The sequence below is a fragment of the Mesorhizobium sp. M0340 genome (assembly GCF_040321535.1).
Classification (GTDB): Bacteria; Pseudomonadota; Alphaproteobacteria; order Rhizobiales; family Rhizobiaceae; genus Mesorhizobium.
On the sequence record NZ_JAMYRR010000005.1, the window covers coordinates 66,200 to 86,259 of the forward strand.

27 protein-coding genes and 1 pseudogene are annotated in these 20,060 nt (G+C 62.7%); 22 read left to right on the top strand and 6 right to left on the bottom strand.

All coding sequences use genetic code 11. From position 1 onward, the window contains the following. Nucleotides 1-114 precede the first annotated feature (114 nt). From NKI79_RS09090 to NKI79_RS09135, 10 genes are all read left to right on the top strand, one after another. Entirely contained in the window at nt 115-888 is a 774-nt protein-coding gene (locus NKI79_RS09090) for an SDR family NAD(P)-dependent oxidoreductase (protein WP_352801184.1), read from the top strand. 80 nt (nt 889-968) lie between these two features. Beyond that, nucleotides 969-2,291, top strand: coding sequence for a histidinol dehydrogenase (gene hisD, locus NKI79_RS09095; protein WP_352801186.1), 1,323 nt, complete (start codon nt 969-971; stop codon nt 2,289-2,291). Nucleotides 2,292-2,306: 15 nt separating this feature from the next. Continuing rightward, nucleotides 2,307-3,329, top strand: a complete 1,023-nt coding sequence (locus tag NKI79_RS09100) for a zinc-dependent alcohol dehydrogenase (protein ID WP_352801188.1) — start codon at nt 2,307-2,309, stop codon at nt 3,327-3,329. Nucleotides 3,330-3,359: 30 nt separating this feature from the next. After that, entirely contained in the window at nt 3,360-4,091 is a 732-nt protein-coding gene (hutC, locus tag NKI79_RS09105; RefSeq protein ID WP_352801190.1) for a histidine utilization transcriptional repressor HutC, read from the top strand. A 224-nt stretch (nt 4,092-4,315) separates the two neighbouring features. Continuing rightward, on the top strand, nt 4,316-5,317 hold the full coding sequence (locus NKI79_RS09110; RefSeq protein ID WP_352801447.1) for an ABC transporter substrate-binding protein: 1,002 nt from the start codon (nt 4,316-4,318) through the stop codon (nt 5,315-5,317). A gap of 97 nt (nt 5,318-5,414) precedes the next feature. Beyond that, entirely contained in the window at nt 5,415-6,212 is a 798-nt protein-coding gene (locus NKI79_RS09115) for an ABC transporter permease (protein ID WP_254818910.1), read from the top strand. A 10-nt stretch (nt 6,213-6,222) separates the two neighbouring features. After that, complete coding sequence (locus tag NKI79_RS09120) at nt 6,223-7,005, top strand: ABC transporter ATP-binding protein (protein ID WP_352801192.1); 783 nt, start codon at nt 6,223-6,225, stop codon at nt 7,003-7,005. A 266-nt stretch (nt 7,006-7,271) separates the two neighbouring features. Continuing rightward, nucleotides 7,272-7,673 carry a YciI family protein gene (locus NKI79_RS09125; RefSeq protein WP_352801194.1) on the top strand — a complete coding sequence of 134 codons (402 nt, stop codon included), beginning with the start codon at nt 7,272-7,274 and terminating at the stop codon, nt 7,671-7,673. Nucleotides 7,674-7,758: 85 nt separating this feature from the next. Continuing rightward, nucleotides 7,759-8,814: an RNA polymerase sigma factor gene (locus NKI79_RS09130; RefSeq protein ID WP_352801196.1), complete on the top strand. Its 1,056-nt coding sequence runs from the start codon at nt 7,759-7,761 to the stop codon at nt 8,812-8,814. Then, the gene (locus NKI79_RS09135) at nt 8,798-9,016 is read left to right on the top strand and encodes a hypothetical protein (RefSeq protein WP_352801197.1); all 219 of its coding nucleotides are present in this window, start codon (nt 8,798-8,800) and stop codon (nt 9,014-9,016) included. The genes NKI79_RS09130 and NKI79_RS09135 overlap by 17 nt, the downstream gene beginning before the upstream one ends. Nucleotides 9,017-9,154: 138 nt before the next feature. On the opposite strand, the pseudogene NKI79_RS09140 reads toward NKI79_RS09135, so the two are convergent. Then, nucleotides 9,155-9,581: pseudogene (locus NKI79_RS09140) on the bottom strand (type II toxin-antitoxin system VapC family toxin). Next, on the bottom strand, nt 9,581-9,823 hold the full coding sequence (locus NKI79_RS09145; protein WP_352801199.1) for a type II toxin-antitoxin system Phd/YefM family antitoxin: 243 nt from the start codon (nt 9,821-9,823) through the stop codon (nt 9,581-9,583). Before NKI79_RS09145 ends, NKI79_RS09140 begins: the two are co-directional and overlap by 1 nt. A gap of 193 nt (nt 9,824-10,016) precedes the next feature. On the opposite strand from NKI79_RS09145, the gene NKI79_RS09150 reads away from it, so the two are divergent. From NKI79_RS09150 to NKI79_RS09175, 6 genes are all read left to right on the top strand, one after another. Then, a complete protein-coding gene (locus tag NKI79_RS09150) occupies nt 10,017-10,340 on the top strand; it encodes an ArsR/SmtB family transcription factor (RefSeq protein WP_254818851.1) in 324 nt (107 codons plus the stop codon). After that, nucleotides 10,337-10,747: an SRPBCC family protein gene (locus NKI79_RS09155; RefSeq protein WP_352801201.1), complete on the top strand. Its 411-nt coding sequence runs from the start codon at nt 10,337-10,339 to the stop codon at nt 10,745-10,747. The genes NKI79_RS09150 and NKI79_RS09155 overlap by 4 nt, the downstream gene beginning before the upstream one ends. Before the next feature lie 74 nt (nt 10,748-10,821). Further along, nucleotides 10,822-11,214 carry a VOC family protein gene (locus NKI79_RS09160; RefSeq protein WP_352701963.1) on the top strand — a complete coding sequence of 131 codons (393 nt, stop codon included), beginning with the start codon at nt 10,822-10,824 and terminating at the stop codon, nt 11,212-11,214. Nucleotides 11,215-11,300: 86 nt separating this feature from the next. Continuing rightward, nucleotides 11,301-11,531, top strand: a complete 231-nt coding sequence (locus tag NKI79_RS09165; protein ID WP_352645168.1) for a hypothetical protein — start codon at nt 11,301-11,303, stop codon at nt 11,529-11,531. A gap of 4 nt (nt 11,532-11,535) precedes the next feature. Further along, complete coding sequence (locus tag NKI79_RS09170) at nt 11,536-12,006, top strand: DUF1801 domain-containing protein (RefSeq protein ID WP_254818847.1); 471 nt, start codon at nt 11,536-11,538, stop codon at nt 12,004-12,006. A gap of 90 nt (nt 12,007-12,096) precedes the next feature. Further along, nucleotides 12,097-12,495, top strand: a complete 399-nt coding sequence (locus NKI79_RS09175; protein ID WP_352476064.1) for a DUF1801 domain-containing protein — start codon at nt 12,097-12,099, stop codon at nt 12,493-12,495. On the opposite strand, the gene NKI79_RS09180 is transcribed toward NKI79_RS09175, so the two are convergent. Beyond that, entirely contained in the window at nt 12,496-13,404 is a 909-nt protein-coding gene (locus NKI79_RS09180; RefSeq protein ID WP_352801204.1) for a dihydrodipicolinate synthase family protein, read from the bottom strand. Nucleotides 13,405-13,668: 264 nt separating this feature from the next. Here NKI79_RS09180 and NKI79_RS09185 point away from each other — a divergent pair, with 264 nt between their 5' ends. From NKI79_RS09185 to NKI79_RS09210, 6 genes are all read left to right on the top strand, one after another. Continuing rightward, on the top strand, nt 13,669-14,766 hold the full coding sequence (locus NKI79_RS09185; RefSeq protein WP_352801206.1) for a Gfo/Idh/MocA family protein: 1,098 nt from the start codon (nt 13,669-13,671) through the stop codon (nt 14,764-14,766). 11 nt (nt 14,767-14,777) lie between these two features. Further along, on the top strand, nt 14,778-15,437 hold the full coding sequence (locus NKI79_RS09190) for a ThuA domain-containing protein (protein WP_352801208.1): 660 nt from the start codon (nt 14,778-14,780) through the stop codon (nt 15,435-15,437). Nucleotides 15,438-15,590: 153 nt separating this feature from the next. Then, a complete protein-coding gene (gene uxuA, locus NKI79_RS09195) occupies nt 15,591-16,787 on the top strand; it encodes a mannonate dehydratase (RefSeq protein ID WP_352801210.1) in 1,197 nt (398 codons plus the stop codon). Next, nucleotides 16,784-17,698, top strand: a complete 915-nt coding sequence (locus NKI79_RS09200; RefSeq protein WP_352801212.1) for a PfkB family carbohydrate kinase — start codon at nt 16,784-16,786, stop codon at nt 17,696-17,698. The genes uxuA and NKI79_RS09200 overlap by 4 nt, the downstream gene beginning before the upstream one ends. Nucleotides 17,699-17,794: 96 nt before the next feature. Then, entirely contained in the window at nt 17,795-18,577 is a 783-nt protein-coding gene (locus NKI79_RS09205; protein WP_352475755.1) for an SDR family NAD(P)-dependent oxidoreductase, read from the top strand. A 71-nt stretch (nt 18,578-18,648) separates the two neighbouring features. After that, the gene (locus NKI79_RS09210) at nt 18,649-19,419 is read left to right on the top strand and encodes a GntR family transcriptional regulator (protein ID WP_352801215.1); all 771 of its coding nucleotides are present in this window, start codon (nt 18,649-18,651) and stop codon (nt 19,417-19,419) included. A gap of 59 nt (nt 19,420-19,478) precedes the next feature. Here the strand turns inward: NKI79_RS09210 and NKI79_RS09215 are convergent, their stop codons facing one another. Genes NKI79_RS09215 through NKI79_RS09225 form a run of 3 tightly spaced genes read right to left on the bottom strand, consistent with a single transcriptional unit; the run spans nt 19,479 to nt 20,029 of the window. After that, nucleotides 19,479-19,667 carry a hypothetical protein gene (locus NKI79_RS09215; RefSeq protein WP_352801217.1) on the bottom strand — a complete coding sequence of 63 codons (189 nt, stop codon included), beginning with the start codon at nt 19,665-19,667 and terminating at the stop codon, nt 19,479-19,481. An 8-nt stretch (nt 19,668-19,675) separates the two neighbouring features. Next, nucleotides 19,676-19,810: a hypothetical protein gene (locus NKI79_RS09220; RefSeq protein ID WP_352688544.1), complete on the bottom strand. Its 135-nt coding sequence runs from the start codon at nt 19,808-19,810 to the stop codon at nt 19,676-19,678. Between the two features lie 6 nt (nt 19,811-19,816). Next, on the bottom strand, nt 19,817-20,029 hold the full coding sequence (locus NKI79_RS09225; protein WP_352801219.1) for a DUF2934 domain-containing protein: 213 nt from the start codon (nt 20,027-20,029) through the stop codon (nt 19,817-19,819). Nucleotides 20,030-20,060 lie beyond the last annotated feature (31 nt).

The following is a 20,060-nucleotide window of genomic DNA, read 5'->3' on the forward strand; positions in this document are numbered from 1 at the left end:
AGCAAAGTTTCGCATGGCGCACTACAGCCATAATGTACATGCTTGTATAGATAAGCTGCATTCGGATAGTCTCGACGCGATCGGTCCAAGCGCGACATTACCAAGGAGGATGACATGCGCAACGCATCTCTCTTCGATCTGTCAGGCAGGAAGGCGCTTGTAACCGGCGCAAGCCGTGGCATCGGGCGCAGCATCGCCGAGGCGCTCAGCGCGGCCGGCGCCGACGTCGCCGTCACGGCGCGCAGTGTGGCCTCGCTCGAGAAGACGATAGCCGCCATCCGCACCGCCGGCGGGGTCGCGCACGCCGTCGCCCTGGACGTCACTGACGTCGACCGGTGCCGGACGGCGACAGCCGAGGCCGGCAGCCTGCTCGGAGGTCTCGATATTCTCGTCAACAATGCAGGTACGGAAGAGATCCGGCCTTCACTCGATGTCGACGAGGCCTTGTGGGACAGGATTGTCGATACGAATCTCAAAGGCGCCTTCTTCTGCGCCCAGGCCGCTGCGCGGCAGATGAGAGACGCCGGACGGCCCGGCGTCATTATCAATCTCTGTTCGTTGACCTCCGAGGTTGGGGTTCCCACGGCGGTGCCGTACGGCTCGTCGAAATCAGGCCTCCTCGGCATGACGCGGGCGCTTGCGGCGGAGTGGGCCGATCTTGGGATCCGGGTCAACGCCATTGCGCCTGGCTATTTCAGGACAGCGATGACAGACGTTTTCTACAGCAACCAGGCATGGCAGCAATCGATGCTCGCCAAGATTCCGCAGCGCCGTTTTGGTGATCTCTCGGACCTGCACGGAATCGCGGTGTTCCTCGCTTCGGATGCGGCAGCCTACATAACCGGCCAGTCCATTCCCGTGGATGGAGGCTTTCTCGCATCGATTTGAAGGCTTCAGGGGCTGGAGATGTGTCCCAGAAGTGATCGACAAGCGCTAACCGTAATTGCGTCCTAAGAAAAGGAGCCGCCATGTCTGACGTCAGCTTCCACCGCCTGTCATCCCTCAGTGTCGATCAGCGGTCCAGTTTACTGAAACGCGCAGAAGGAGATCTGTCTTCCTTCATCGAAAAGGTCCGTCCAATCATCCAGGCCGTCAAGGATGAAGGTGACGCGGCCTTGCTCCGGTTTGCGCGCGAACTCGACAAAGCCGATGTTGCCGACGGTGGGCTGAAAGTTTCGGAAGCGGAGTTCGACGCGGCATTCGACAAGGTCGACAAGGATGTCGTGGAGAGTATCCGGTTCGGAATTGAGAACATAAGGCATTTCCACGAGGAGCAGCGCCCGGAAACGATGTGGCTCAAGGAAGTTCGGCCGGGCGCCTATGCGGGTGACCGATACACACCGATTGCTTCCGTTGCGCTTTATGTTCCGCGCGGCAAAGGCGCCTTCCCCTCGGTGACGATGATGACCTCGGTTCCGGCGGTGATTGCCGGGGTTCCCCAGATCGCGATCGTGACGCCTGCGACTTCGGATGGTTCCGTCGACGCCGCGACGCTGGTTGCTGCCCGCATTGCCGGCGTGGAGACCGTGTACAAGTGCGGCGGCGCCCATGCGGTCGCCGCCGTCGCCTATGGAACCGAGACCGTGAAGCCTGCCGTCAAGATCGTCGGGCCGGGGAGCCCGTGGGTGGTGGCGGCAAAGAGCGTGTTGTCCCCGATCATCAACACAGGCCTGCCTGCCGGCCCGTCCGAAGCGATCATCTTTGCTGATGACAGCGTCGACGGCGGCCTGGCCGCTCTTGACCTGTTGATAGAGGCCGAGCACGGCCCGGATTCGTCGGCCTATCTGGTGACGCATAGCCGCAAGGTCGCCGAAGCCGCGTTGATTGCGATACCGGAACACTGGTCCCGAATGAGCGAACAGCGTGTGGAGTTCTCGCGCGCGGTGCTGACTGGAAAGCGCGGCGGCATCGTGCTGACCGAGTCGCTGGAGGACAGCTACCGTTTCATCAACGATTATGCCCCGGAGCACCTCGAGATTCTGTCAACGGAGCCATTTGCGCATCTTGGACGTATCACAGAAGCCGCCGAGATCCTCATGGGACCGCACACGCCGGTGACCCTCGCTAACTTCGTCCTGGGACCCAATGCGGTGCTGCCGACCAGCCGGTGGGCGCGAACCTTTGGACCGCTTTCGGTGACGGATTTCGTCAAGAGATCGTCGGTCGGCTATGTGACCTCGGCGGCCTATCAGGAACTCGCGTTGCATGCCCGCAGGCTCGCCCGCTACGAAGGGTTTAGCTCGCATGAGAACGCGGTTTCGGAGATCCGCGATCGCTATCTCGCCGGCTGAGCGGAAACGATGACGATGAGGGCGGCGCGACTCCATGGACCCCGCGACCTGCGCGTCGAGGATATCGCCGCGCCAGGCGCTCCCGAGCCAGGCTGGGTGAAGCTGAGGGTCGATGCCGCAGGCATTTGCGGTTCCGATCTTCACAACTTTCGCACGGGCCAATGGATAAGCCGGGCGCCCTCGACGGCTGGCCATGAGCTCACAGGCACGGTGATCGCCATCGGCGAGGGCGTGGACATCATCGCTGTTGGCGACCGCGTGGTCGCCGATTCCCGTTTATGGTGTGAAGAATGCGCGCAATGCCATGCAGGCAGGCGGCATCTTTGCACGTCGCTGGGCTTTGTCGGCGAGATATGCGACGGCGGATTTGCCGAACAGGCGGTCCTGCCCGCACGCCTGCTGCACGTCGTCGATGCCGCGCTTGACGAACGGGTCGCTGCGATGGCCGAGCCGCTGGCTGTAGCGTTGCACGCAGTGCGGCGTCTGCCGAAAACGGCCGGCTCCGTTCTTGTGGTCGGCTGCGGGACTATTGGCGGGCTTGCCGCACTGCTGCTTTCCCGGACATTCGCAGGTACCGTGCTCGTCGCCGATCGCAACCCTGGCCGATGCGCCCGGGTGGCGCGGGTGACCGGCGCCAGCATCGTCGACTTGAACCGGGACGCCATTGCCGCCGCCACCGCGGATGCCCCCCTGCTTGCTGCCGTCGAAGCGACCGGCAGCATCGCAGCACTCAGCCAGTTGCTCGGCGTTCTCGATGCCGGTGGCACCGTTGCGATGGTCGGCATATTCCATGGGCGCCTCGACATCGATCCCAACATCCTGGTTGAACGCGAAATCGCATTGCTGGGATGCCACGCCTTTGCCGATGAGCTTCCCGACGCCATTCGGATGCTCGGCGAATTGACCGAGCCCATGGTCGAACTGATCGACCGCGAGATCGGCCTGGATGATGTTCCCGCAGCCTATGAGCGGCTGTTGGCGGGGCAGGGCGATGGTTTGAAAACAATCATCCGGATGCGGTCTTCCGGGCGCGTGTGATTTCCGAACGTTGCCGGAAAGGATTTTGAAATGATCACTTTGCCCGACACCGCCAGCCCTCTTTACGAGAAGGTCAAGGACTACATCCTGACGAACATCGGAATGGGCCAATGGAGCAAGGACCGGAAGCTGCCGTCCGAAAATGAATTCGTGGCGACACTCGGCGTGTCCCGGATGACGGTCCATCGTGCCTTGCGGGAGTTGACCTCTGCGGGTTTTCTGATCCGGCTCCAGGGCGTCGGCACATTCATCGCGCCACCTCGACCGCAATCAGCACTGATCGAGATCAACAACATCGCGGCGGAAATTGTCGCGCGGGGAAACAGGCATCGCTCCGAGGTTATCGTGCTCGAAAAGATCACGCCGACAAAGGAGCTCGCGCTTTCCTTCGAGTTCGCAAAACGCGCGCCGGTCTATCATTCCATCGTCGTCAACTTCGAGAACGACCTGCCTGTGCAACTGGAAGAGCGCTTCGTGAACCCGGGCCTGATACCCGACTACGACAAGCAGGACTTTTCCAAGACAGCAACCTACGACTACCTCATGCAGAAAACCCCGGTGACGGAGGTCGAGCACATCATCTCGGCGACCCCTGCCGATGCGGAGACGGCGCGGTATCTGGGCATCGATGTCGGCAGCTGCTGTCTGTTTCTGCATCGCCGGACATGGACGGGCGCCATCGTTGCCACGATCAGCAAGCTGACTTACGTTGGCAGCCGCTATTCGCTTGGCAGCCGGTATTCTCCGTCCAAAAAAACTTGATCGCAGTGAAGCGAATCAGACTCGGGAGAAGGGGGCTAACTTGTATATGCATGTATGTATTTAGCCTTGACATCCACTGTTGCTAACGTTGAAGTGTCGTCGCACTTTCGTTGAACGGACAGCTAAGATGCCGAGGCACGGTGCCGCAAGAGCAGACGCCGGCATTCTCACCAGGCCGGAGTTTGGTTCAAAAAAGCGGCCTGATCATCAAGGGGAACAAGATGATGCGTAATCTAGCAGGACAATTTCGGGCACTCGTTATGGCTGCTGCTGTCGGGTTTGCCCCGGCGGCCTACGCGGCCGACACGACAATTCCGGCGACGCCTGAGGCAGGAACGTTCAAGATCGGCATCGAGCCATGGCTGGGCTACGGCCAGTGGCATGTCGCCGAGGCCAAGGGCCTGTTCAAGGCAAGCGGGCTGTCCGACGTGCAGATCGTGAACTTCGCAGAGGACAAGGATATCAACGCCGCCCTGGCGAGCGGCCAGCTCGATGCCGCCAACATCGCGACGCACACGGCTATGGGAATGGTTGCGGCCGGCCTGCCGGTGAAGATCGTGCTTCTGCTCGACGTCAGCATGACGGCAGACGCCATGATCGCCGGCAAGGACATCGCCTCCGTCGCCGACCTCAAGGGCAAGCAGGTCGCTTTCGAAGAAGGCACCACGAGCGACATCCTGCTCAAATACGCGCTCGCCAAGAACGGCATGTCCATCGCCGATGTCCAGCCGGTTCCAATGCCGGCGGCGGATGCCGGCAGCGCCTTGATCGCCGGCCAGGTTCCAGTCGCAGTCACCTATGAGCCTTATCTCACCGCGGCAAGAGCGCAGAACAAGGACCTCAAGCTGCTCTTCACCGCGGGCGAAGATCCCGGCCTGATCAGTGACGTATTCGTGGTGCGCGACGAGGTGATCAAGTCGCGTCCCGGCCAGGTGCTTGCCATGATCAAGACCTGGGATGCGGCCCTGAAGGCCTACAACGCCGACACGCCCGACGGCCGGGCGATCATCTCCAAGGCGGTCGGGTCGAGCGTCGAAGACCTCAACACCGCCTTTGATGGCGTGCGTTACTATACTCTCGCCGAAAACAAGGATGCCCTGACCGGGGAGTTCTCCACCAAGACATTTGCGGATGTAGAGGCGGCCGCCAAGAACGCCGGGCTGCTGCAGGCGGACGTGACGCCGGAACAGATGATCGACCCGTCATTCGTCAAGGCCGCGAAATGACGAGGGCCGGCTCGCGGTGGTGACGCAAATGTCCGAGCAGCGTGCGACCGAGCCAAGCCCGTCTCACGCAGCGCCGGGGCCGGCGATCAAACAGCCGATGCGCCGTCGCCGATCCTCCGGGATCGGCGCGCCCATCGCACGCTCGCGCTTCCTGATGATAGCAGTGGCCGTCTTTGCCGGCCTCGGCCTCGCCTGGTGGGCGGCAACGGGGCTGGGACTGGTAAAGCCAATTTTCCTGCCGTCGCCGGGAAGCGTGGTGACCCAGCTCGGCAAGCTCTCGGGTGACGGCACGCTGTGGCTGGATCTCAGGACCTCGATATACCGTATTTCTGTTGGCTTTCTCATCGCCTCCGCATTGGCGATTCCGATCGGCGTGCTGATCGGCAGCTTCAGAACCTGGGAAGCGGCGATCGAGCCACTTGTGGATTTCATCCGCTACATGCCGGTGGTCGCTTTCGTGCCTCTCTCCATCCTGTGGTCGGGGACGGGCGATGCCCAGAAATTCCTGATCATCTTCATAGGCACCTTCTTCCAGCAGGTGCTGATGATCATGGACAATGTGAAGCGCGTTCCCGCTGATTTCATCGGCCTTGGCAGGACGCTCGGCCTGCCGGATCGCAAGATCCTGACGCGCATCGTCGTTCCCAGCGCCTTGCCAGGCATCTGGGATACGTTGCGCATAAGTCTCGGCTGGGCATGGACCTGGCTGGTGTTGGCGGAACTTGTCGCGGCGACATCAGGCCTCGGCTACCGCATCACCGTGTCCCAGCGCTATTTCCAGACAAACACCATCATCGGCTACATCCTGCTGCTGGGCGTGCTTGGCCTCATTACCGACCAGGTCATGAAGGCACTGGGAAAAGTGCTGTTCCGGCAGGAGGGCCACGTGCAATGAGGCCGGGCCAATGAGTTTGCCCAAACTGCGGATCGAAGGCCTCCACAAAAGCTTCGGCACGGGCGCACGGCGCACGGAAGCACTGCGCGATATCAATCTCGATCTTGCCGACAACGAGTTCGTCTCGCTGGTGGGCACGTCGGGTTGCGGCAAGAGCACGCTGCTGTCGATCGTTGCCGGACTGCAGGATTTCGAAGCGGGAGATCTTGCTATCGATGGTGCGCCGATCCTGCGGCCGGGCCTCGACCGCGGCGTCGTCTTTCAGTCCTACACCCTGCTTCCCTGGCTGACGGCGCAGCAGAACATCGAGTTCGCGCTCAAGGCCGCGGGTCATGACCGCGCGACCTGCCGCAGGATAGCGCGCGAGCATCTCGATCTGGTCAAGCTCCCTCATAGCGCCAATCGCTATCCATCTGAGCTTTCTGGCGGCATGAAGCAACGCGTGGCCATAGCGCGTGCCCTTTCCTATCGACCCAAAATGCTTCTGATGGACGAGCCCTTTGGCGCGCTCGATGCCTTGACCAGGCATCAGATGCAGGAACTCCTGACGCAGATCTGGGAGGAGCACAGGCTCACCGTGCTCTTCGTCACCCATGATGTGGAAGAAGCCGTCTACCTGTCGGACCGCATCGTCGTGATGGGGATCGGGCCGGGACGCATCATGCAGACCTTCAATGTCGATATCGAGCGCCCGCGCCGGGAAGAGGTCATGGAAACTCCGGCCTTCATGGATTTGCAGCGCCGCGTGCACAAGGCGATCCGCGAGGCTTCTAAACGTCCCGAAATGGTTTAGGCGGGCCGCTCATGCGTGTCGGGTTCAAGAGCGGAACCAACGCGGCTGGACGCGGAGGACTCTAGCGTAGAATTACTTGCAATCGGCGACCAGCGTTGCCCCCAAATCTCGATATCGCACCATCGCGACCCCTGACCAGGGGAGCAGCCATCGGCATCTTTCTCTTCAAGCTCGAAAAAAAATCTGCAGGACAATGTCGATTTCCTAAACTCCGTTCGTCGTTTCGCTGCCGGTCGGTGAGGCCGGCTCAAACAAGGAGACAGACGATGCGTGTGATGGTGCTCGTGAAGGCTACCGAGGACAGCGAAAAGGGCTTTCTCCCGACGGCCGAGGCGAAAGAGGCGATGGAGGCGATGGGCAAATTTAACGACGAGCTGCGCAATGCCGGCATCTTGCTCGACGCCGACGGCCTCAAGCCCTCCTCGCAGGGCAAGCGCGTTGCGTTCGATGGTCCCCGCCGGACGGTCATCGACGGGCCTTTCGCCGAGACCCGCGAACTGGTCGCCGGTTTTTGGCTCTGGGAAGTCAAGGACATGGACGAGGCGGTCGCCTGGGTGAAGCGCTGCCCCAATCCCATGCCGGGACCGAGCGAGATCGAAATCCGGCCGCTGTACGAGATGGCTGATTGGCAATGGGAATCTGACGCCGGAGGTCACGGAAATCCGTGACCGGACGCGCGAGAAGCGCAGCGGCAACTGAACCTGTCGGCCGCAACCTGCTTGCCTCCATTGTGGCTTTGGCCGACAAGGCAGCATGACCGCAGGCGAGACGCACCAGGCGATCGAGGCGATTTTTCGCATTGAACGGGCCCGGCTCATTGCGGGCCTGGCCCGCCTCGTGCGCAATGTCGACCTTGCAGAGGAACTGGTGCAGGACGCCCTGGTCATAGCCCTCTCCGAATGGTCCAGGACCGGCGTTCCGGCCAATCCCGGCGCTTGGCTGATGACGGTCGCCAAACGCCGCGCCATCGACGCGATCCGTCGCGACAAGATGCGCGAGCGCAAGCATGAGGAGATCGCCCGGGAGCTGGACGGCGAGTGCGACCGTACGGCCGAGGGAAACGAAATGGCCATGAACGACGATCTTGGCGACGAGCTGCTGGGCCTCATCTTCACAGCCTGCCACCCGATACTCTCGGCCGACGCTCGCGCAGCGCTCACGCTGCGTGTCATCGGCGGCCTGACGACGGACGAGATTGCCCGTGCTTTCCTGTCGAGTGAGGTGACGATCGCCCAGCGCATCGTCGGCGCGAAGAGGACGATCGGAAAGGCCGGGCTCAGCTTCGAGGTGCCGCGCGGTGCCGAGCGTGCGGAGCGTCTCTCCTCGGTGCTGGAGGTCATCTACCTCATCTTCAATGAAGGCTATGCTGCCACGGCCGGAGACGACCTTGTCCGGCCGGGCCTGTGCCTGGAGGCACAACGGCTGGGCCGTATGCTGGCGGGTCTGATGGCCGAGGATGCCGAGGTGTTCGGTCTGCTGGCTCTGATGGAAATCCAGGCATCGCGCCTGCCCGCACGCATCGGGCCGGACGGCGCCCTCTTGACCCTGACCGAGCAAAACCGCGCACGCTGGGACCAACTGCTGATCCGCCGGGGCCTTGACGCGCTGGCCCGTGCCGAAGCTCTCGGGGGCGATGGCCCCTATGTGTTGCAGGCCGCGCTTGCAGCCTGTCACGCGCGGGCGCGCAGTCCGGCCGATACCGACTGGCCCCGCATCGCAGCGCTCTACGACCGGCTACGAGCAGTGATGCCCTCGCCGGTGGTCGATCTCAAATCGAGCGGTCGCCCACAGCATGGCCTTCGGGCCTGAAGCGGGCCTGCGGCTGGTGGACGAGATTGCCGACGCCGCCGCCTTGCGCAATTATGCGCCATTGTCGGCGGCGAGGGGCGATTTTCTGTTTCGGGCCGGCCGGCTGGCCGAGGCCCGCGCCGAATTCGAGGCTGCGGCCAAGCTCACCCGCAACGCGCGCGAAGCGGCCTTTCTCCTCGCCCGTGCAGACGCTTGTGGTTGACAGCATCGCTCTGCGTGCCCGACGCGCCGCTAGGGCAACATCGAAAGCCGTCAGTTCGCTCCCGGCCAGCTCCCTTCAATGAGCGTGATCAACTCGCAACGCAGCTTGGGTATATTCATTTTGGAGGAGAGGCCTTGATCATGCCAGCAACTGCGTCGGTACGCCGAGAATCGGTCCTGCCTCGGCGAGCCGCTGGTCGAGGGTCCACACTGTGGCGCCATGCTCCGATGCCGTCGCGAGGTGCAGGGCGTCGCCAGCACGAAGCCCGAGCATATGCTGATCGGCGAATTTCGCGGCGACCTGAAAATGCCCGCCCGTCACCGGCAGCACGGTGAAGCTCTCAGCGACCAGCTTATTGAACATCGCGAGCGCAGCCGCGCGCTGCTCCAAGTCGATCTGTCCGGTCCGAAGCTTGATCGCCATGGCGGAGGACATCTCGGTGATGCTCCAGGTCGCTGATCACAAGTTGCGCTGGGTCCTGCTCCGCCAGCCAGCCCTGAACGCGCGCGGTCATGGCTTCGTTGGATAGCGCCGCGACGATCAGCGAAGTATCGAGATAGGACATCAATAGCGATCGCCATCTCGCATCGATCGCACCAGATCGGCGGTAGCCTGAGCCTGCAGAGGCATGGTTGCGGTCAGGGATTGGAGCAGGACGGCGTCGATCCGTTTGCGAGGGCGGGCCACGGCCGTGAGCCTGGCGACCGGCTTGCCACGCCGGGTTATGTCGATCGAGTCTCCAGCCTCGACCCGGTCGATGAGCTCACTCAGATGTGCCTTGGCGTCCGCCAGATTGACCGCGTCCATGTCAGCTCCTGACCATGTAGATGGTCATATAGCGCATCACGTGTGACAATTCCAGTGCACGGCGAATAAGCAACTGGCTGCGTGAGCGAAGAAAGTGACTGCTCCTGCAACGAGAATTATGCCGCTTCCCGCTTGACTCACACATATCCCGCTGGTTATGCATTGATCAATAGCCGAAGGGTTATCTATCCCAATGCCAAACGCTCACGATGTGCTCTTCAGAACGCTTGCCGATCCGACTCGGCGCGCTATTTTTGAGCGACTGTGTCGCGAGGGAGAGCAGACAGTCGGCGCTCTGACGGCTCAGGCCGGGATCTCGCAACCGGCCGTGTCGAAACATCTCGGGATTTTGCGGCAGGCGGGGCTGGTGCGCGACCGCCATGCGGGACGGCAGACCCATTATAGCGCGCAGCTCGCCGCGCTTGCCCCCCTGATCGACTGGACAAGCCAGATGACCGGGTTCTGGCAGAGCCGGTTCGACGACCTCGAGGACCTGCTCAAAAGGATGGACCAGTGAACGAAATAGCGACCGAAACGCTCTCCGTCATTGTCGAACGGGAAATCGCTTATCCGCCCGAGAAGATCTGGCGCGCGCTCACGCAACCACACTTGATCGAGGAGTGGCTTATGAAAAACGACTTCAAACCTGTCGCGGACCACCGTTTCAACCTTCACGCGGCCTGGGGCTCTGTCGAATGTCAGGTCCAGACGGTCGAGCCGAACAGAACGCTGACTTACACGTGGAATACCAAGGATCTCAAGAGTGTCGTCTCCTGGACGATCACCCCCACGAGCACCGGCGCCCGCTTGCGCATGGAACAGTCCGGCTTTCGGCCGGATCAGCAGCCTTACTTCCGGGGTGCCAAAGTCGGCTGGCCGAGGTTCTTTGACGATCTGGAGCAGGTTCTGGCGCGAACGGACTGAGATCCGCCAGCGCTATTCAAGCAAGGGCTCTGTTACAGGGCGGCAGATGGCGGAGCGATAATGGAGGCAAGCCAATGAAGATCAAGTTGACCAAAGTATACGTGGATGACCAGGAAAAGGCTCTGGGTTTCTACACCGAAACGCTCGGCTTTACCAAGAAGGCCGATTTCAGCAATGGGCCGTTTCGCTGGCTGACCGTCGCATCACCCGACGAGCCGGACGGTGCCGAGCTGCAACTCGCGCTCAATGACAACCCCGCTGCAAAGACCTACCAGCAAGCCATTTTCCAGCAGGGCCAGCCCGCGGTCATGTTCTTCACCGATAACGTCAAGGGGGACTACGAGCGCATCAAAGCGCGCGGCGCCAAGTTCACCATGCCGCCAACCGAAGTAACCGGCTCGATCATAGCCCAGCTGAACGACAACTGCGGCAATCTCGTTCAAATCACACAGCTGGCGCGCTGGTAAGGCATGCATTCAGTGGCGTGGCTGCCCGGCGGGAGCCGCCAAACGGGCCGCCCGATCCGCTCGGTTCGTCTTCAGAGGAGGTCTCAATGGATTGGAACAAATGGGTTCGGCAGATCCACCGCTGGCTGTCGATCATCTTTGCGGCGGTCGTCGCCGCCATCTTCATCAGCCTGGGAGTAGGCAAGGAACCCTCCTACTGGGTATACCTCTTGCCGCTGTTTCCACTCGGCTTGCTCCTGCTTACCGGACTGTACATGTTCGTGCTGCCTTACGCGCCCAAGCGGCGCAGCGCGGGGGGCACCGGCGCATTGGAGTGAATGCATGGCCAACAAGACGTCCATCAGGTCATCGGCGGTCGCGAAGAAGTCCGCCGCCAAGCCTGCAGCCGCCAAGCCGGTCCTCCTCGCAGGCGGCAACCCGCAGATCCCGAAGGGTGATGGTGACGCTCCTGTGCAGGCCTACATCGCGGCCATGCCGGGCTGGAAACGCGACGTCGGGCGTCGCCTCGACGCGCTCATCGTGCGCAACGTCCCTGACGTGCGCAAGGCCGTCAAATGGAACTCGCCCTTCTATGGCGTCGAAGGCCAAGGCTGGTTCCTCAACTTCCATTGCTTCACAAAGTACATCAAGCTGGCTTTCTTCCGCGGCGCGTCGTTGCGTCCCGTCCCACCCGGTGAGTCCAAGCACAAGGACGTGCGCTACCTCGATATCTACGAGGACGACCTGCTCGACGAAGCTCAACTCGCCGACTGGATAAAGCAAGCCAGCCAGTTGCCTGGCGAGCGAATGTGAGTGGAATGGCAGTCATCTCGGCAAATCCGGTGCCGACTAGCGGTATTCATGTGACGGGCGAGCGGCAACAACCAAGGGAAAGCGACAATGATGATGAAGAGTGACTCGATGGAAGGAAATGCAGGCAACTCTCCCTCTCAGCTGATCGATGCGAGGATCAGCGAACTGGGCGATTGGCGAGGCAAGACGCTTTCCCATGTCCGCGCCCTCATCAAGCAGGCCGACCCGGAAGTGGTCGAGGAGTGGAAGTGGCGAGGCGTTCCGGTGTGGTCGCACGCCGGAATAATCTGCACTGGCGAGACCTACAAGAACGTCGTGAAAGTGACCTTCGCAAAGGGCGCCTCGCTGCAGGACCCTTCCGGCCTGTTCAACTCCAGCCTCGAAGGCAACACCAGGCGCGCCATCGATATCCGTGAGGGCGAAGACATAGATGAGAATGCGTTCAAGGCGCTGATACGCGCTGCTGCCGCCCTGAACACGGCCCGATAGTCAGCTCCGGCCGATATGGTCGGCTAGCGGGCCGAGAGCGGCGAGCACGGCTTCGCCGGTGGCTTGCGTCGCGTTCTCATGCGGCGCGCGCAGATTCAGCCAGCGTCTGTCGCCGGACCGTACCGCCAGCACTGCCTTCATCGCAGTGATGAGGCCAGCGTCCTGGATGATTTTGCGGAACGCCCTGATGGCGGCATCCGCGTCGGTAGTGTCCTCTCCCGCCAGCACTGCGTCGTAGAGGGCCCGGATCGCTGCGGCATTCAGATTGACTGTCGCCGAGATGCAGCCGGCAGCACCGTTGGCGAGACCTTTCGTCAGCTGTGCTTCCGAACTCGGGAACACCGCGACCCTTGGGGCTGCCGCAATGACCGCCGCGGTGTTGTTCCAGTCGCCGGCGCTGTCCTTGTAAGCCACCACGACATCGGGAAACGCTTCGCTCAAGCGGGCGGTCAGCGTCGGGCTCACCGCTACGCCGGAATTTTGCGGGATGTGGTAGAGGATCATCCTCATCGCCGGGTTCGCCACCCGTTCGATCAGCTCGCCATAGTAGCGGGCCTGACCGTTGTCGCCGGCGGCCGTATAGAAGAACGACGGCAGCACCATCACCCCGGCACAGCCGAGCCCGACGGCGTGCGCGGTCAGCTCGACAGTCTCGGCAAGTGCTGTGACACCGGTGCCGGGCATAAGCCGGCTTGGCGAAATGCCGGCCTCGACCAGCCACTCCAGCGCTTGCATGCGCTCGCGCAACGAGACGGACAAGGCCTCGCCCGTGGTGCCGAACGGCGACAGGAAATGCGCTCCCTGATCCAGCACCCACTTGGCGTGTGATATCCAGAGGTCGCGGGCAATGCAGCCGTCGTTTTCGAACGGCGTCAGGATCGGTGCGATGGTTCCTTGCGGGCGGGTCATGTGCGTCCTACTACGGGTGAAAATCTGTGCTGTGCTCAAAGCCGGCATCAAAATGTCGAGCAAGCTACAGGAAGCAGTGTTGCTGAGTACCGGCCGTTCGACCTCGAAAGCAAGTGGCTCGCGCATAAGCGCGCGATTGTGATCGGGCGGCGGTTCTGAGGCTCTCGAGGTATGTACTTGTCACGGGACAACCGCGTCCGGCCGAAAGGGGGGTGACAAACGAGTTCTGCTGTTTCATCAATGCCGCCTTTTGAGGAGAAGCCTATGCGGAGCATCGGTGTCGGCATTATCGGCTGCGGCAACATTTCGGATGCCTATCTGAAGGCATCGCCGCAATTCCCGGTGCTCGACATTATCGGCGTCGCCGACATCAACCGGGCGGCAGCCGAGGCCAAGGCAGCGGCCTACGGCCTGGCTGCGATGCCGGTCGACGCGCTGTTGGCCGATCCGCGCGTCGAGATCGTGCTCAATCTGACGACGCCGCAGCATCATGTGCCGGTCGGCCTGCAGGCTGTCGGGCAAGGCAAGCACGTCTATTCCGAGAAGCCGCTGGCAACGACGCTCAGCGACGCCGAGCGGCTGGTCGCGGCCGCGCGCGAACAGGGCGTGCGCGTCGGCTGCGCACCCGACACTTTTCTTGGCGGCTCCCACCAGACGGCGCGTCGGCTGGTCGAGGAAGATATCATTGGAACCATCGTCGCCGGCTCTGCCTTCATGCAGGTGCCCGGCCACGAGCTCTGGCATCCCAATCCGGATTTCTACTATCAGCCCGGCGGTGGGCCAATGCTCGACATGGGACCGTACTATCTGACCTGCCTGGTCAATCTCCTGGGTCCGGTAAAATCCGTGACCGGACAGGCGAAGTCATCCTATCCCACCCGCATCATCGGTTCCGGACCGCGCCAGGGCGAAACCATCCGGGTCGAGGTGCCGACCCATATTTCCGGCCTGCTCGCATTCGAGAACGGCGCGGCGGTTTCGATCACCACCAGCTTCGACGTCTGGAAGCATGAACACAATCACATCGAACTTTACGGGACCACCGGCTCGATGATCGTCTCCGATCCCAATCAGTTCCAGGGCGACATCAGGACCAGCCAGCGCAAGGGCGACTGGACGGTGGCCGATCAGATCCATCCCTATGGCGACGGCAATTACCGGGGCCTCGGCCTCGCCGACATGGCGCAGGCGATCGTCTCGGGCAGGCAACACCGCGCCAGCCTCGATCTTTCCCTCCATGTCCTGGAAATCATGGAATCGATCATCTCTTCAGCAGAGACAGGGCGGCGTATCGACCTGAGATATGGCTGCGCGCGGCCGGCGCCAACGCACGCCGATCTGCCTTTCGGAATTCTGGAATAGGGGATGACACGATGAGCAAGACGGCACTGATTTTCTGGGGCGGCTGGGAAGGCCACACGCCGGCCCGTAGCGCCCACATCGTCAAGGAGATGCTGGCCGGCAACGGCTTCGACGTGCAGCTGGAGCAGGGGACTTCGGCGCTTGCCGATCCGCAACTGGGCAAGCTCGATCTCATTGTCCCGGTGATCACTATGTCGACGATCGAAAAGCCGGAACTGCAAAACCTGACCAACGCCGTCGGGGCCGGCACCGGCCTTGCGGGCTTTCACGGCACGATGTGCGACAGCTTCCGCAACGAGCCGGAATACCAGTTCATGACCGGCGGCCAGTGGGTCGCCCATCCCGGCAACATCATCGACTATCACGTCGATATCACCATGCCAGACGATCCGGTCATGCAGAGCATCGACGGCTTCGCGTACCGTTCAGAGCAGTATTACATGCATGTCGATCCGACCAACGAGGTGCTGGCGACGACTACTTTCACCGGCGAGCATCTCGATTTCATCGCCGGCGTCGTCATGCCGGTTGTCTGGAAGCGCCGCTACGGCAAGGGCCGCGTCTTCTACAGCGCACTCGGCCACACCGCCGACGAGTTCGCAGTGCCGCAAATGCGTACGATGTTCGAGCGCGGCATGCTTTGGGCCAGCCGAAACCCGGATCTTGCGTAGCCGTTCAATCTGAACGCCACGTATCGTTGTAATCTCTCATAGGGCGGCCGCCCGAACGCGGACACAGCACTGGGCTGCGGCAAGCAATTGACTGCCATGGTAGTATCCAATAGACCTGCAGTCTCGTCGGGGAGTTCCGTAGCTGGGGGTCGAATGGAGCAGACGTGGCGATGGTTTGGCCCGAGCGACGCGGCAACGCTTGCCCATGCTAGGCAGGCCGGCGCGACCGGCATCGTGACGGCATTGCACGACATTCCTTACGGCGAAGTCTGGCCGATCCACGCCATCAGGCAGCGCCAGGCGCTTATCGAGGCGGATCTGGCGATGGGCCTCAAATGGAGCGTCGTCGAGAGCGTGCCCGTGCACGAGGACATCAAGCTCGGCCGCGGCGATCTCGACCGGCTCTACGACAATTTCAGGCAGACCTTACGCAATCTCGGCGCCTGCGGTGTGCGCACGGTCTGCTACAACTTCATGCTGATCCTCGACTGGACCCGGACCGACCTGGCTGCGCCGCTGCCGGGCGGCGGGCGGGCGCTCCGCATGAACATGCACGAGCTTGCCGCGTTCGATTGTTACATGCTGCAGCGCAAGGGATCTGAGCGCGACTATGCGTCCGATGTTCTCCAGCGGGCAAGCGAATGGTTCGAGGCGACGCCGGATGCGTCAAAAGAGCGTCTGCTTGCCAACATCATGGCCGGCCTGCCGGGCGCCTTCAAGCGCTATGACATAGCGGAATTGCGCGAAGTTGTGGCCGAGCAGTCGAGCCTGTCTCACGACCGGCTGCGCGAGAATCTCGTCCGTTTTCTCGAACACGTGCTGCCGGCGGCCGAAGAGGCGGGCGTCACGTTGGCGATCCACCCGGACGATCCGCCGCGCGATCTCGTCGGCCTGTGCCGGATCGTCAAGAACGCCGACGACATCGCCTTTATCCTGGACGCGGTGCCGTCGGCCCATAGCGGCCTTACCTTGTGCACGGGGTCGCTGGGCGCCAATCCGGCCAATGACGTGCCCGCCATCGCCAGGCGCTTTGCGCATAAGGTCAACTTCGTGCACCTGCGCAACGTCAGCAAGGATCCGGACGGGTCATTCATGGAGTCCGAGCATCTGAACGGGGATGTCGACATGATTTCGGTGGTCTCGATCTTGCTCGACGAGCAGCAACGCCGCCGCGACGCCGGGGAACCGGCGCTGCTGCCGTTTCGCCCGGATCACGGCCACGAGCTGATCGATGACGCCACGCGGCACACCCATCCTGGCTACCCCGTGATCGGCCGTCTTCGCGGCCTTGCCGAACTGAGAGGCGTAATGACGGCGATTGCCCATCAGCGCGGTTATAGGCTGCAATGAGGGCGCCCCGCCTGCTCTGCGTCGGCGCGCTCACCTACGACACGATCTTGCGCCTCGATGTCCTGCCGTCCGGCGCCGGCAAGTTCCTGCCGAGCGAGGCCGTGCAGATCGCCGCCGGCATGGCGGCAAGTGCCGCCGCGTCGGCAAGCCGCCAGGGCGGGCAGGTCTGGCTATGGGCAAGCGTCGGCAACGATGCCGTCGGCCGCGATGTCATCGCCCAGATGGAGGCGGAGCGGGTCGACTGTTCGTTGGTGCGCAGGGTTGAAGGTGGCCGCTCGGCCATTGCCACGATCCTGGTCGATGCCGCCGGCGAGCGCATGATCGTGCCCTTCTACGATGCCGTCACGCAAGCCGATCCGGACCGTCTTCCGCCCGTGGATTTTTCCCGCTTCGACGCCGTCCTGGTCGACGTTCGTTGGCCCGGAGCCGCCGCGATGGCGCTGGCGAAGGCCCGCGAATGCGGCATTCCGGCGATCCTCGACGCCGATATTGCGTCGCGACCGGTGCTCGACCGATTGCTGCCGCTCGCCTCGCATGTCGTTGCTTCGCTGCCCGCGGCGCGTATCCTTTGCGGTCCAGAGGTTTCCGCCGGTTCCGCCGTCACTATTCTGGGCGAACGGACCGGCGCCTTCGTCGCGATCACCGATGGGGCGAACGGCACCGCGTTCCAGCACCCGAGCAGCAATGATGTCCGTCATCTGCCGTCGCCGCGAGTCGAAGCCGTCGACACGCTGGCGGCGGGCGACGTGTTTCACGGCACCTTCGCTCTGGGGCTGGCTGAAGGTTGGGATGAGGAGCAGGCCATAGCAGTGGCAAGTGCTGCCGCCGCGCTGAAGTGCCTGCGTTTTGGCGGACGGCTCGGCGCGCCGACGCGCGCGGAAACACTGGCCTTCATGCAAGGATCGACATGACGCCGAATACGCTCCGGCCGGCTCGGCGAAAAGAGTACGTCATGCGTCGCTGATCGACTACCATGGCAGCCGCTGCAACTGTTCGTGGGAGGAGAAATGGCTGAGTTCAAAAAACGCGCACTGGTCACCGGGGCGGCCATGGGCATCGGCCGTGCTGTCGCCGAAAGGCTGGCCCAGCAAGGTGTCGACCTGATCCTCTTCGACCGTGTGGGCGATCAGCTGGACGAGGTCGCGGCGCAGCTTGCGGCGCGCGGCGTGACCGTGCACACCGTGCTCGGCTCGACCGCCGACGCTGAAGCCTGCGGCCGCGCCGTCGAGCTTGCCCGGTCCGCGTTCGGCGGGCTCGACATGCTTTCCCACAATGCCGGCATCCAGCGTTACGGAACGGTGGAGACCACGGACGAGGCGCTTTGGGACGAGGTGATGAACGTCAACCTCAAGGCTGCCTATCTGCTCTCCCGCGCGGCGATGCCGCTGCTGCGGCAAAGCCGCGGCGCCATCGTCCATATGAGCTCGGTGCAAGGCCTGGCCAGCCAGGAAGGGGTTCTGGCCTACAGCACGGCCAAGCACGGCTTGATCGGGCTGGTCAAATCCATGGCCGTCGACTATGCGCCGCTCGGTGTGCGCGTCAATGCCGTGGCTCCGGGCGCGGTCGACACGCCGATGCTGCGGGATGCGGTCAAGCTCAACGATAAGCCCGACGAGATCCTGCGCATCCTTGACAACATGCATCCGCTCGGCCGCACCGCCCAGCCGCAAGAGATTGCGGCCGTCGTTGCCTTCCTGCTGTCCGACGATGCCTCCTTCGTCACCGGTGAAGTCGTGCGCGTCGATGGCGGCCTGCTGGCGCGCATCGGCGGTTCTCCGCGCAAGGAATAACGTCGGCGCTGCTGCTCGCGCAGCCATTTCATGAATGGCTTGAAGCTGCCGAGCCTTTAAGGGAATTGCCGATGGCAGGGCTTTTGGGAATGCGGACCATCACCGAGGGGCGGCTTGGCGAAACCGGCCCCGGCGCTTCAGTCGCGGCGAGGACGTTCGAGGTCCTGCTCGACCAGATCCTGACCTTCCGCCTGAAGCCGCACGAGCTGATTTCCGAAAAGGCGATGTCGGAAGCCCTCGGCGTGAGCCGCACGCCGGTCAGGGAGGCGCTCGCCCGGCTGGCCGGACTTGGCCTGATCGACATCTATCCGCAGCGCGGCAGCATGGTGGCGCCGCTGCGGATCGCCGATCTCGAGAAATCGCAGTTCCTGCGCGAAGCGCTCGAAGTCGGCCTGGTCAAACGTGCGGTCGAGAGCCCGCGCCGCGCCGAACTGCTCGCCATGCTCAAAGGCGAACTGGCGGTCCAGGAGACGTTCGCCTCCATTTCGGACGACAGTCGCTTCTTCAAGTCGGACGAGCTGTTCCACCAGCACATCGCCAGCCATGCCGGCTTCCCCGGAATCTGGGCCGACATCAGCGCGGCGAAGCTGCACATGGACCGCTTCCGCTTCTTGTCTTTCCCGCGCCTCGACAGCATGTCGGTGGTTCTCGGCCAACATCGGCGGATCGTCGATGCGCTCGAGCAGGCCGACCCCCTTGCGGCGGAAGAGGCGATGCGAACGCATCTTCGCCGCATCTTCGAGGTGCTCGCAATCGTCCGGGAACGCTATCCCCATTATTTCAAGGCACCGGGCTCGGCTGGAAAGAGGACAGAAGCGGCTGCCGCCGATCTGCCCGAATGACAACCATTCGCGCGACGCAGCGAGAAGGAATGACGACGTGGAAACGTGAAACCAGCCGCTCAGTCCAGGCCTGAGCCTTTCTTCGGCGCTTCCGGAGGCAACTTGGCCTTGCTGCCGGATTTGTCGGAAGTCGGCTTGGCTTCACGATTTTGCGCCTCGCCGCCTTGCTCCTTGCGGAGCTGCTTTTCTATCGTCGATCGCGATCCTTCCGCAGGGTCCTGTTCGGGATGGCTTTCCCTAGCCGTCATGTCAGCTCCTATCCATTCTGGTCTATTGCATGTGGCGAGGGCTGAGTTTCGCCACCAGTGCTGGTCCTGTCGCGCCCAAGCATCAGCCATGCGGCGAAGAGCACGACCAGTACGACCACGATCCAGGCGACGAGGCGAGGCATTGGGGCTCACTTCCCCCGCCGCTTGCTGCCGCGCACCTCGGGATCGGAGCCGGTCCCAACCGTTGGATCGGGCACGACCGGACCGCGTTCGGCTTCGGAGCCCTCAGCTTCGATCTCCTGCACGGCCTGGTCCCAATGCTCGCGCTCGCGTCCTTGCGGATGGCCTTCGCGCTCCCATATCTCATGGGCCTGCTGCCTGATACGCTCTTCCTTGTCCATGACCTTTGCCTCCTGATATCCCTAATCCGGC

Coding starts and splice junctions, on each gene's coding strand:
- NKI79_RS09090 (WP_352801184.1), top strand. CDS start 115: ATGCGCAACGCATCTCTCTTCGATCTGTCAGGCAGGAAGGCGCTTGTA.
- hisD (WP_352801186.1), top strand. CDS start 969: ATGTCTGACGTCAGCTTCCACCGCCTGTCATCCCTCAGTGTCGATCAG.
- NKI79_RS09100 (WP_352801188.1), top strand. CDS start 2,307: ATGAGGGCGGCGCGACTCCATGGACCCCGCGACCTGCGCGTCGAGGAT.
- hutC (WP_352801190.1), top strand. CDS start 3,360: ATGATCACTTTGCCCGACACCGCCAGCCCTCTTTACGAGAAGGTCAAG.
- NKI79_RS09110 (WP_352801447.1), top strand. CDS start 4,316: ATGCGTAATCTAGCAGGACAATTTCGGGCACTCGTTATGGCTGCTGCT.
- NKI79_RS09115 (WP_254818910.1), top strand. CDS start 5,415: ATGCGCCGTCGCCGATCCTCCGGGATCGGCGCGCCCATCGCACGCTCG.
- NKI79_RS09120 (WP_352801192.1), top strand. CDS start 6,223: ATGAGTTTGCCCAAACTGCGGATCGAAGGCCTCCACAAAAGCTTCGGC.
- NKI79_RS09125 (WP_352801194.1), top strand. CDS start 7,272: ATGCGTGTGATGGTGCTCGTGAAGGCTACCGAGGACAGCGAAAAGGGC.
- NKI79_RS09130 (WP_352801196.1), top strand. CDS start 7,759: ATGACCGCAGGCGAGACGCACCAGGCGATCGAGGCGATTTTTCGCATT.
- NKI79_RS09135 (WP_352801197.1), top strand. CDS start 8,798: ATGGCCTTCGGGCCTGAAGCGGGCCTGCGGCTGGTGGACGAGATTGCC.
- NKI79_RS09145 (WP_352801199.1), bottom strand. CDS start 9,823: ATGGACGCGGTCAATCTGGCGGACGCCAAGGCACATCTGAGTGAGCTC.
- NKI79_RS09150 (WP_254818851.1), top strand. CDS start 10,017: ATGCCAAACGCTCACGATGTGCTCTTCAGAACGCTTGCCGATCCGACT.
- NKI79_RS09160 (WP_352701963.1), top strand. CDS start 10,822: ATGAAGATCAAGTTGACCAAAGTATACGTGGATGACCAGGAAAAGGCT.
- NKI79_RS09165 (WP_352645168.1), top strand. CDS start 11,301: ATGGATTGGAACAAATGGGTTCGGCAGATCCACCGCTGGCTGTCGATC.
- NKI79_RS09170 (WP_254818847.1), top strand. CDS start 11,536: ATGGCCAACAAGACGTCCATCAGGTCATCGGCGGTCGCGAAGAAGTCC.
- NKI79_RS09175 (WP_352476064.1), top strand. CDS start 12,097: ATGATGAAGAGTGACTCGATGGAAGGAAATGCAGGCAACTCTCCCTCT.
- NKI79_RS09180 (WP_352801204.1), bottom strand. CDS start 13,404: ATGACCCGCCCGCAAGGAACCATCGCACCGATCCTGACGCCGTTCGAA.
- NKI79_RS09185 (WP_352801206.1), top strand. CDS start 13,669: ATGCGGAGCATCGGTGTCGGCATTATCGGCTGCGGCAACATTTCGGAT.
- NKI79_RS09190 (WP_352801208.1), top strand. CDS start 14,778: ATGAGCAAGACGGCACTGATTTTCTGGGGCGGCTGGGAAGGCCACACG.
- uxuA (WP_352801210.1), top strand. CDS start 15,591: ATGGAGCAGACGTGGCGATGGTTTGGCCCGAGCGACGCGGCAACGCTT.
- NKI79_RS09200 (WP_352801212.1), top strand. CDS start 16,784: ATGAGGGCGCCCCGCCTGCTCTGCGTCGGCGCGCTCACCTACGACACG.
- NKI79_RS09205 (WP_352475755.1), top strand. CDS start 17,795: ATGGCTGAGTTCAAAAAACGCGCACTGGTCACCGGGGCGGCCATGGGC.
- NKI79_RS09210 (WP_352801215.1), top strand. CDS start 18,649: ATGGCAGGGCTTTTGGGAATGCGGACCATCACCGAGGGGCGGCTTGGC.
- NKI79_RS09215 (WP_352801217.1), bottom strand. CDS start 19,667: ATGACGGCTAGGGAAAGCCATCCCGAACAGGACCCTGCGGAAGGATCG.
- NKI79_RS09220 (WP_352688544.1), bottom strand. CDS start 19,810: ATGCCTCGCCTCGTCGCCTGGATCGTGGTCGTACTGGTCGTGCTCTTC.
- NKI79_RS09225 (WP_352801219.1), bottom strand. CDS start 20,029: ATGGACAAGGAAGAGCGTATCAGGCAGCAGGCCCATGAGATATGGGAG.